4 protein-coding genes are annotated in these 2,806 nt (G+C 58.6%); all 4 read left to right on the forward strand.

Annotation, left to right across the window (positions count from 1 at the left end; all coding sequences use genetic code 11):
- The first annotated feature begins 549 nt into the window (after positions 1-549).
- Complete coding sequence (locus ACMUOY_RS19890) at positions 550-669, forward strand: transposase (RefSeq protein WP_413894475.1); 120 nt, start codon at positions 550-552, stop codon at positions 667-669.
- A 58-nt stretch (positions 670-727) separates the two neighbouring features.
- On the forward strand, positions 728-1,261 hold the full coding sequence (locus ACMUOY_RS19895; RefSeq protein ID WP_413894473.1) for a DDE-type integrase/transposase/recombinase: 534 nt from the start codon (positions 728-730) through the stop codon (positions 1,259-1,261).
- 544 nt (positions 1,262-1,805) lie between these two features.
- Positions 1,806-2,381, forward strand: a complete 576-nt coding sequence (locus ACMUOY_RS19900; protein WP_290732966.1) for a phasin family protein — start codon at positions 1,806-1,808, stop codon at positions 2,379-2,381.
- A gap of 135 nt (positions 2,382-2,516) precedes the next feature.
- Positions 2,517-2,806, forward strand: a 290-nt coding sequence (locus tag ACMUOY_RS19905; protein WP_413894474.1) for a patatin-like phospholipase family protein, incomplete at its 3' end; no start/stop codon positions are given.

Below are 2,806 nucleotides of genomic sequence, written 5' to 3' on the forward strand. Positions count from 1 at the left end.
TCACCATCGAGTGAGTGATGATCGGCGTCCAGGTCATCCGGCGCCCAGCCGGTGACGAGGAGATCGAGCGGGCGCTGACGCAGCTGGACCAACGTGCCTGCATCTACTTCGGATGCGATGCCGGCGTCGCGAGGAGTTTGCCTTGGACTGGCATCTCGTCCTATCCTGGTTCCTTGACCCGGTCCATGAAAGCGATGGACCTGCTGTGTCAATAAAGATAGGTTGTTATATTCATCTTTCCTTTTGAGGGCATTGGATGGACATCGCCGAAGGCACTGCTCGTTGAATGGGTCATCGGATGCCCGGGCTGTGTGATGCAGATTGTCACGCCAGATTGAGTGCCCATTGCACCGTTTGGATGCTGCCGCTGTCGTGCAAGAGGGTCGAGCCCATAGCAGCCTAGCTTGATCCACTGCACGCCAGCCCCGGGCACAAGACGCTGCATCACTCTGTTGCCAAGGCCATGAATAAAGCGACGGGCAACTGTTTGATACTGAGCCTCAGTAGGTGGTGGCATTGACGGCCTTTTGTGCTGGCGGCTGTTGAATCATCGCCGGCGCTGCCTTTCCCAAGAAGGGCACGCATTCGGTCGTTGTGACGCATCAGCACTGTGACGTCTTGGGCAAACAGGACAACAGCCAGGTGCCCGTCAACGTCTCGCCAGCCTGAGAAGAAGATAGCCCGACAATGCAAGCACGAAACGGTCGGCTACCAACTTATCCACGACATGCTGCGCCCGGAGTTCCCCGACGTGAACCACAAGCGCGTGTACTGCCTGTTCACCCAGGCCAAGCTGGCCGAGCGCCGGCGCAAGAAGGTCAAGCGAACAGCGTCGGAACGTGTGCCGCTACGGCTGCCTCATAGAGTCAACGAGGTATGGAGCATGAATTTTGTGATCGACAGCCTCGCACGTGGACGATGCCTGAAGTACCTCACCGTGGCAGATGACTTCAGCCACGAGAGCGTCGACATCGCGGTGGACTTTGGTATTTCCGGTGAATACGTGACCCGGGTACCGTATCGGGCGGCGTTGTTTCGTGGCTACCCGCAGGCTGTGCGCACCGGCAACGGCCCGGAGTTCACCGGCCGGGCCTTCATGGCATGGGCGCACAGTCAGTGCATCCTGCACATCTTGATCGAGCCAAGGCGGTCCATGCAAAACGCCTACATTGAGAGCTTCAACGGCAAGTTCAGGGACAAGTTTCTGAACAAGCACTGGTTTGAAACGCTGCGCCATGCCAGAAGCGTCACCGAGACCTAGCGACAGGAGTACAACCAGGTCAAGCCCCACGGTAGTTGGGGAAGAATCCCGCCTGCCAGGTTCACCGAGCTACATCTCTCGACTCAACGAAAAAACGACTACTCTTGAACCCGGACTTCTGCTGTTGCTTGGTACGGTGGCAGGTAATCACCACCATCGGACTTTGAGCATCGCACCGTATGGCTCCCTGCTGGCGCAACGTTTGAAGTCTGGCCAGGAGAGTCGCAACAAAAAGTACTTCGTCCAGCGCCAAATGCCTAGCATTCCCAATGTTCACATCCCTCGGGGCAGCCCAACCCAGCACGCGCAGGGTCACGCGTCAAACCCGATCACGACCTTGCGCTTCCATCCGGGCATCGCCCTCGCAATCGCCCTCGGACACTGCACGTAATGCGACTCGGAGCAAACCTGCGTCTTCGTTGGTGACGCAACAAGATTAGGAGTTCATCCCTAACCAAATAGCGATTGGCAGGCTACATTTCTAGCGTCTTTTGGATGGTAGAAATCTTTTCGATGGTTGGTATTCTTTCTGCTGGAGGCCTTGATGGTCAAGAAACTGCAAAAAACAAGCGCTGCGAAGAAATCCCCTGCTCAACTTCCGGGCGCGGTCAAAGATTCGGCGCAACAGATCTGGCTGGCCGGATTGGCCGCCTTCACCAAAGCCCAGAATGAGGGCGGCAAGGTGTTCGAGACCTTGGCCAAGGAAGGCCTGTCGATCCAGCGCAAGACCCAAGCTGCAGCTGAAGAAAAGATCACCGAGGCGACCAGCAAGATGGCCAACATGGCGACCGGCATCACGTCCAAAGCCACTGGCCAATGGGACAAGTTGGAGAACATCTTCGAGGAACGCGTGGCCAAGGCCCTCAACAAACTGGGCGTGCCCTCCTCCAAGGACGTGGACGCATTGATTGCCCGCATCGACGAGCTCAACAAGAGCGTGCAACAGCTGTCGGCCAAGGCGGCCGCTTCCGCCAAGGCAAGCGCTCCCAAGACGGTTGCGGCAAAGCCGGTGGGCAAGCGTGCACCGAAGCCGGTCAAGAACGCCGCCAAACCCGCGACCAAGCGCGCAGTGACCCGAAAGGCAGCTGCCCCGGCCAAGACCGAAGCGGCTGGGACATAAGGTGCAAAGAATGATCCCGGTTGGCCTTCGGGCGGCATGACAGCGAGAAAAGGGGCGACGGGTTCGCCCCTTTTGTTTTCCTGACCTGCTGCAGCGCAGCAAATATTCCGGCCTTGCCCATCTACACTGACTGACATGAGCACGAAAAAACCGCGTTCCCTTCGCCTTGTCACCCCACCCGCGAACGAACGCGCGTTGCCTCCATCGCGCGCCGCAGCACCGCAGCCCAAGCGAGGCGCCCACAAACCTCGGGTCGCCTTGGCACTGGCAGGTGGCGGGCCGTTGGGTGCCATCTATGAAATCGGCGCCCTCTGCGCGCTGGATGAATCCCTTGAAGGCATTGATCTGACCCAACTGGACCATTACGTGGGGGTGTCAGCTGGTGGTTTTCTGGCCGCTGCCCTTGCCAACGGCATGACGCCGCG

This window comes from Candidatus Skiveiella danica, assembly GCF_022705245.1.
Classification (GTDB): Bacteria; Pseudomonadota; Gammaproteobacteria; order Burkholderiales; family Burkholderiaceae_C; genus Skiveiella; species Skiveiella danica.

What these genes read in the sequence shown, in the direction of transcription:
- ACMUOY_RS19895 (WP_413894473.1), top strand. Translation starts at nt 728, where the DNA reads ATGCTGCGCCCGGAGTTCCCCGACGTGAACCACAAGCGCGTGTACTGC.
- ACMUOY_RS19900 (WP_290732966.1), top strand. Translation starts at nt 1,806, where the DNA reads ATGGTCAAGAAACTGCAAAAAACAAGCGCTGCGAAGAAATCCCCTGCT.